Here is a 6,487-nt window from a genome sequence, read left to right on the forward strand (position 1 = left end):
ACCTAACGGTGCTCAAGCTCGCTTCGCTCGCACCTCGAAGCCTAACGGCTTCTCGTGCTCCGTTCCTGTCGGAACATCGCACCTCGCACCTAACGGTGCTCAAGCTCGCTTCGCTCGCACCTCGAAGCCTAACGGCTTCTCGTGCTCCGTTCCTGTCGGAACATCGCACCTCGCACCTCCGGTGGTCGAGCTCTGGTTCTACGAACCATCGCACTCCCCGTCAGCCCCTCCCCCGCGTGGCGATATCCACTGGAAATCCGTTTCCGGGAATGCGCAACAGCAGGAGCATCTGAGTTCCTTGGGTTCGAACTACGACTGTCTTCAGGTCCCCGAGTGCAATGAATATTTTGTCGCCGATCCTCTTGACCCCGGATACCCGCTCCCCCCCAGATCAGGAACCTGCGTCACCCGCCCGTACCCTTCTTTAGGTACCGGGCCGAATGTATTCTGAATCAATGGCGACACTACAGGGAATGAGCGGGGTCGATCTTCGTGCGCTGGTAGCGGAAGCTGCCGATCGCCTCCCGCTCTGGGTCGGCAAGATCTACCAGTTCGACGCGAAGACCCTCGGCATCAGGCTGAACGGTGAAGACCGGGCGAAGTACCTGTTCCTCGTCGAGACGGGACGGCGCGCCCACTTCACCGCAGAGTTTCCTGTGCCTCCAAAGAACCCGCCGAGTTTCGCGATGCTGCTCCGGAAGCACCTCGAGGGCGGGAAGGTGCTCGGCATCCGGCAGCTCGGGCTCGAGCGCACGATGAGCCTCGATATCGGGAAGCGGGATACGACCTACCACCTCATCTTCGAGCTCTTCGACGAGGGGAACGCCGTCCTCTGCGACGAAGGCTACACGATCATCAAGCCCCTCTGGCACCACCGGTTCAAGACCCGGGAGGTGGTCCCGGGCGCGGTCTACGCCTTCGAGGGGTCCGACTGCTCGTCTCTCTCGCCGGAGGCGTTCGGGTCGATGCTTGCACAGTCCGACCGCGACATCGTCCGGACGCTCGCCGTCGGGTGCATGCTCGGCGGCGCGTATGCCGAAGAGGTCTGCAGGATCGTGGGCGTCGAGAAGAGCGCTGCCGCCGCGGAGGTGGACGCGGAGGCGGTTCGGGAGGCGCTCGAACGGCTGATGGCCGACGTCGGGCAGCGCCGTGAACCGGTGATAACGGCGTCCGGGTGCTGGCCGGTGGTGCTTGCCGGTGACGAGGTTCGCGAGCGGTTTGCGACCTTCAGCGAGGCGCTGGATGCCTTCTACCCGAAGACGGTGGGCGGAAAGGAGGAGGCCGCGGCCGGGAAGCCCCGCCTCTCCCAGGCGGAGGTGATCCGACGGCGGCAGGCGGAGGCGATCAAGGGGTTCGAGAAGAAGATCGAGCGTAATCAGCGGATCGTGGAGGTGATCTACGAGAACTACACCGCTGTCGCCGGGATCATAGCGACGCTCGATGAGGCGAGCAAAAACCGGTCGTGGCAGGAGATCGAGAAAGTCCTCAAAGAGAACGGCGATAACCCTGCGGCAAAGATGGTCCGTGCGGTTCACCCCGCGGACGCGGCGGTTGACGTCGATCTCTCGGGAGAGCGGGTGAAGATCCACGTTCACGAGACGATCGAGCAGAACCTCGGCCGCTACTACGACCAGATCAAGAAGTTCAAGAAGAAGAAGACGGGCGCGCTCGCGGCCATGGAGCGGACGGTTCCCGAGAAGCCCCGGACGAAGCGGAACCTTCCCCTCCAGAAAAAGCGGTGGTATCACCGTTTCCGCTGGTTCACCACCAGCGACGGCACCCTTGTCATCGGCGGCCGGGACGCCTCCCAGAACGAGGAACTCGTCAAGAAGTACATGGAAGGCGGGGACCTCTTCGTCCACGCCGACGTCCACGGCGGGAGCGTCGTCATCGTGAAGGGCGCGACCGAGCACCTTGACGAGGCCGTGCGGTTCGCCGCGTCCTACTCCAACGCCTGGAAGGCCGGGCACTTCACGGCGGACGTCTACGCCGCCCGGCCCGACCAGGTGAGCAAGACGGCCGAGTCCGGCGAGTACGTGGCGAGAGGCGCCTTCATCGTCCGGGGCGAGCGGCAATACTTCAGGAACGCGCCGCTGGGCGTGGCGATCGGCCTTCAGATGGTGCCTGAGGTCGCCGTCATCGGTGGCCCGCCCGGTGCCGTCACCGGGCGTACGAAAGTGTGGGTGGAACTCCGTCCCGGGCAGTTCGAACCGAACGACACCGCAAGGAAGGTGGTCCGGGCACTCAGGGAGAAACTCTCGGAGGACGAGTGGAAAGGGCTCAAGAACGCCCTGAACACCGAGGCGGTCGCCGCATTCGTCCCGCCGGGAGGCTCCGACATCGTGGAATCATGAAGGCCGAAGTCCGGGAGATGAAGAGGCAGTTCGGCGAGATACGTCTCTTCCCGGAGACGCTCGACGACCTCTGGCACCTCTCCCACCTGGTTGGGCCGGGGGATCTCGTCTTTGCGACGACCTTTCGGAGCGTGGAGGCGGCGACCGACAAACTCCGGCCGGAGAAGGTCGAGAAACGGCCGGTGCGGCTCGGGATCCGGGTCGAGAAGGTGGAGTTCCACCAGCACACGAACCGTCTCCGGATCGCCGGCATCATCGAGAGCGGGGTGGACGTTGCCGCACACCACACCCTGAACGTCGAAGCCGGGTTCGAGATCTCGGTCGTCAAACGCTGGCGGGCCGTCGACTGTGAACGGATCCGGCGCGCGGTCGACGCTTCCGCGTACGGCGTGGTTCACGTCGTGAGCGTCGAGGAAGGAGAGGCGCAGATCTACCGGCTGCGCCAGTTCGGCCCGGAGTGGGTGACGACCGTCACGGCCGGGAGCAGCAAGGGTGCCGACACCGGCACACGGTCGGCGCTTTTTGAGAAGACGCTTGACACGGTCGCCGCGGTCACCGGGCCTCTCGTCGTCGCGGGCCCGGGGTTCGTGAAGGACGAGTTTGCGGAGTACGTGAAGGCCCGGGCCCCCGACCTCGCCGGGCGGATGGTCGCCGTCGAGACCCGGCGCATCGGGCGGGGCGCCGTGCAGGAGGTCATCGGACAGGGGATCCTTGACCGGCTGCTCGGCGACCTCCACCTCGCACGGGAGGTCGCGCTGATGGACGAGGTCCTGGTCCGGATCGCGACCGAGGGCGCCGTCGCCTACGGTATCGACGAGGTCCGCAAAGCGGTTGCCTACGGTGCGGCGGAGACGGTGCTGGTCGCCGACACCCTGCTCCGCGACGATGAGGCTACGGGCGTCATCGAGCAGGCCGAGCGCGTCAACGCAACGGTCGTGGTGCTGAGCACGGAGTTCGAGCCGGGAGAACGGCTTGACGCCATCGGCGGCGCCGCGGCGCTTCTGCGGTATAAGATTGAGTGAGAGGCGGCGCACCTCGCACCTGATGGTGCTCGACCTCCTTCCTCGAAAATCTTTGGGTTTCTCGAGCTCCGGTTCTCTGAACAGTCGCACCCTTCAGGTTTCTCAAACTCCGTTCCTACGGAACGTCGCACTTCGTACCTGACGGTGCTCACGCTCCTGCCCTTCGGCCAGTCGCACTTCGCGGCTTCGCGCTCTTCGCGTGAGGCTCCACCGTTATCTCTTCTCCCAGCTCACGCGAAGCCGCGAAGAACGCGAAGTTCAGTAGATGAGTATATGACTCCCCTGCGCACTCTTCGAGTGCTCAAACTCCATTTCTTCGAAACGTTGTTCTTCGCGTGAGATCGTGGCGCTATCTCTGTATCGTCGTCTCATGTAACGTGCGTCGGACCGGAGTTCGACGAACATCGCAAGTGCGATGCGGTCCTTTCTACGTCACTGCACCTCGTTACTATCACCCGCTCCACCGCCCCTCCTGCCCCGTCAGGCAAGAGGTACCTACCTTTTATAACCGGAGAACGTCCAATAATGTAGTAATTCCGTCAATCCCGGGAAGTGGCCAGAAGTCGGTTTGCTCCGCCGGGCCGCCGCCCCGAAGGGACTTCCCTTTCAGGAATGGCGCAACACTGGTGTCACGATGAGCGATAATGCGGTAGCAGCAGAGGTCGAAAAGACACGGCCGCGGACCCGTGCCGAGAAACAGGTCGAGCACAGGAATCGGATGAAGCGGACGCTAGTAGCCTGTTTCATGGGCATCCTTGCCGGAGGACTCTCGTTCTACCTCTCCGGCACCCCCGACCCGGTGAGCGGGCTCCAGCAGAACGCCATCATCGGCATCCTTCTCCTGATGGCGGGCGTCGTCTTCCAGAAACACATCTTCATGCTCCTTCGGCTCGACTATATGGAGTTGACCGGAAAAGACTGGTTCTACCAGAGTTTCATGACGTTCGCGCTCTGGTTCATGACCTGGACGATCCTCCTGACTACCACCGTTCTGACCACCACTGTTCTGTGATTATCCATGCGTATTGCTGTCGTACACCGTGATCGGTGTCACCCTGCCAAGTGCGGCACCGAGTGCATCCTCTACTGCCCCCGCGTCCGGACCGGCGACGAGACCGTCGTCATCGGCGAGGACCAGAAGGCCGTCATATCCGAAGAACTCTGCGTCGGGTGCGGTATCTGCGTGAAGAAGTGCCCGTTTGAGGCCATCGCTATCGTCAACCTCCCCGAACAGCTCGACCAGCCGACCCACCGCTACGGCCAGAACGGCTTCGTCCTCTATGGCCTTCCGATCCCCGTCGAGGGGAAGGTCACGGGCGTCCTGGGTCCGAACGGCATCGGCAAGAGCACGTCGGTGAAGATCCTCTCGGGCACGCTCGTCCCGAACCTGGGGAGAACCGATGAAGAGGTCTCCTGGAAGGAAGTCCTCGACCTCTACCAGGGGACCGAGCTCTTCGACTACCTCCAGCTGCTCTCGCAGAAGAACGTGAAGGTCGCGGTAAAACCGCAGTACATCGACCAGATCCCGAAGGTATTTACCGGGTCGGTGCGCGACCTCCTCGCGACCACCGACGAGCGCGGCAAACTCGACTACTACCTCGACCGGCTGACGCTTAAGGCGGTCATCGACCGGCCGATCGCGACCCTTTCCGGCGGCGAACTCCAGCGGGTGGCGCTCGCCGCCTGTCTTTCGCGTGACGCCGACTTCTACTTCCTCGACGAGATCACGCCCTACCTCGACGTCTACCAGCGGATGGCCGCCGCGAACCTCATCCGGGAACTTGCCCTGGAGCGCCCGGTCGTGATCGTCGAGCACGACCTTGCCATCCTCGATATGCTTGCCGACACCGTGCATATCGCCTACGGAGAACCGGCGGTCTTCGGTGTCATCACCCACCCGAAAGGCGTCCGGGTGGGGATCAACCAGTACCTGGAGGGCTTCCTCCCGGAGGAGAACGTCAGGTTCAGGACGTATGCGGTGACGTTCGATACCCGGGCGCATGCTTCCGATGCGGAGCGGGAGGTGCTGCTCGAGTTCCCGTCGATGACGAAAGGCTTTGAGCAGTTCTCGCTCACCGTCGACGGCGGGGAGATCCGGAGCGGCGAGGTTCTCGGGGTGCTCGGGGCGAACGGTATCGGGAAGAGCACCTTCGCCCAGCTCCTTGCCGGGGTGCTCGAACCCGACACCGGGGCGATGGATACCCGGGTGCGGATCTCCTACAAGCCCCAGTACCTCAAAGGCGATACGGAAGCGACCGTCGAGGAGGTCCTCCGGCAGACGACGACGAAGTTCGACACGTCGTACTACCAGCACGAGATCCTGGAGCCTCTCTCCCTCGCGCAGTTCCTCCAGGCGCCCATAAACACGCTCTCCGGCGGCGAACTCCAGCGGGTGGCGATAGCGATCTGCCTCTCGCGCGACGCCGACCTCTACATCCTGGACGAGCCGAGCGCCCACCTCGACGTGGAGCAGCGGGTGAAGATCTCAAGGATGATCCGCAAGCACGCCGAAGGGCGGGACGCGAGCACGCTCGTGATCGACCACGACATCTACGTCATCGACATGATCAGCGACCGTATCCTGGTCTTCGAGGGCGAGCCGGGCGTGCACGGCAAGGCCGCCGGGCCGTTCGACATGGCGCCGGGCATGAACCGGTTCCTCGAGGCGCTCGGGATCACTTTCCGCCGGGACAAGAGCGGGAGGCCGCGGATCAACAAACCGGGCTCGTTCCTGGACCGAGAGCAGGTCGCGGCCGGGGAGTATTATTATACTGAGATCTCGAAGTAGTGAGCGGGGTGGGAAGTTCTTTTCTTTTCAGGTGAACAGCCGGTAGTACAGGAGTGTCTGGGTTGGTCCGCGGGCAGGTCTGGGTGGATTCTTGGAATGGCTCAAGTGGCCGGATTACCTGGCGATAGCTAACTACCTCTTTTGACAAGATTGATGGGACGTTGCAGGTGTGAAAAAAGCCTGATGAAGTGGACCGTGGGGACTACACACCTTCGGTGCTCGTGCTCCTGCCCTTCGGCCAGTCGCATATCGCCATGGGGGAGGGGTTTCAGGGGAGGGGGGGATGCTCCCCCCGTCGAAACTCTTCGAGTTTCTCATGCTCA

The 6,487-nt window shown here is 63.2% G+C and carries 4 protein-coding genes; all 4 read left to right on the top strand.

Features of this window, described 5'->3' with window-relative positions:
- Nucleotides 1-455: 455 nt before the first annotated feature.
- The 4 genes from rqcH to EI28_RS11325 all read left to right on the top strand — a co-directional run bounded on the left by rqcH (nt 456) and on the right by EI28_RS11325 (nt 6,164).
- Nucleotides 456-2,354 (top strand): ribosome rescue protein RqcH, encoded by a 1,899-nt coding sequence (gene rqcH / locus EI28_RS11310; protein ID WP_048114930.1) that lies wholly within the window; start codon nt 456-458, stop codon nt 2,352-2,354.
- Nucleotides 2,351-3,376 carry an mRNA surveillance protein pelota gene (locus EI28_RS11315; protein ID WP_048114932.1) on the top strand — a complete coding sequence of 342 codons (1,026 nt, stop codon included), beginning with the start codon at nt 2,351-2,353 and terminating at the stop codon, nt 3,374-3,376. Before rqcH ends, EI28_RS11315 begins: the two co-directional genes overlap by 4 nt.
- A gap of 634 nt (nt 3,377-4,010) precedes the next feature.
- Nucleotides 4,011-4,388, top strand: a complete 378-nt coding sequence (locus EI28_RS11320) for a hypothetical protein (RefSeq protein ID WP_048114933.1) — start codon at nt 4,011-4,013, stop codon at nt 4,386-4,388.
- Nucleotides 4,389-4,394: 6 nt separating this feature from the next.
- Nucleotides 4,395-6,164, top strand: a complete 1,770-nt coding sequence (locus tag EI28_RS11325; protein WP_048114934.1) for a ribosome biogenesis/translation initiation ATPase RLI — start codon at nt 4,395-4,397, stop codon at nt 6,162-6,164.
- Nucleotides 6,165-6,487: the final 323 nt, after the last annotated feature.

Source organism: Methanoculleus sp. MH98A, assembly GCF_000691865.1.
In the GTDB taxonomy this organism is placed as follows: Archaea; Halobacteriota; Methanomicrobia; order Methanomicrobiales; family Methanoculleaceae; genus Methanoculleus.

Excerpts from the sequence above, each read along its gene's own strand:
- EI28_RS11325 (WP_048114934.1), top strand. The coding sequence starts at position 4,395 with ATGCGTATTGCTGTCGTACACCGTGATCGGTGTCACCCTGCCAAGTGC.
- EI28_RS11320 (WP_048114933.1), top strand. The coding sequence starts at position 4,011 with ATGAGCGATAATGCGGTAGCAGCAGAGGTCGAAAAGACACGGCCGCGG.
- EI28_RS11315 (WP_048114932.1), top strand. The coding sequence starts at position 2,351 with ATGAAGGCCGAAGTCCGGGAGATGAAGAGGCAGTTCGGCGAGATACGT.
- rqcH (WP_048114930.1), top strand. The coding sequence starts at position 456 with ATGGCGACACTACAGGGAATGAGCGGGGTCGATCTTCGTGCGCTGGTA.